We start from the raw sequence: 626 nt of genomic DNA, 5'->3' as shown, positions 1-626 counted from the left end.
TACGGATATAATCGTCCTTCAGTAGAGAAAAAGGTAGAAAAGCAGGAGGAAGAAAAGGAAAGAGAAGACCTTGAAATATCTGTAGAGGGCAAATCAGTCGTTGATGCATGGTTAGAGAAAAAAGGATATGCATTATCTGATTTCTCAGAAGGACAAGCAACGAATTCTTCCAGTCATGAAGGAGTTGATCAGCAAGATCAACAAAATAAAAAGGAAGAAAAGTCAGTTGTCGATCAATGGCTAGAGAAAAACGGTTATGAAATTGAACGCCAAGAACCTATAGTAGAAGAAAAAGAAGTGGTTCAAGAAATTAGTGCACCGCAGGAAGTTCCAGCGGCTGAATTACTTCACGAAACAATTGCTGAGAGCATGGAAGATGCTAAACAAGAAAGTGATGTAGTGGCCCGAAACATTCTACAAGAGGAATCAGTAGATTCTAAAGTAGAGCACGAGGATACAATATTAACAGAAGAAATTAAACGTAATACAGAAATAGAACAACCTACTATTGAAGTAGAAGAGCAATCTCCAGAAGAATCAGTGATTGTTAAAGCAGAAGAGAAACTGGAAGAAACAATCATTGTGGAAATACCAGAAGAAGTGGAAGTAATTGCAGAAACGGAAGA

At 37.7% G+C, this 626-nt stretch carries 1 pseudogene; it reads left to right on the top strand.

The features are described from left to right. Nucleotides 1–626, top strand: a pseudogene (locus MR113_RS27330) (DNA translocase FtsK); the annotation flags it as partial.

Source organism: Bacillus cereus group sp. BfR-BA-01379 (assembly GCF_022663605.1).
Classification (GTDB): domain Bacteria; phylum Bacillota; class Bacilli; order Bacillales; family Bacillaceae_G; genus Bacillus_A; species Bacillus_A mobilis.
This window is presented reverse-complemented; position numbering and strand designations above follow the sequence as displayed.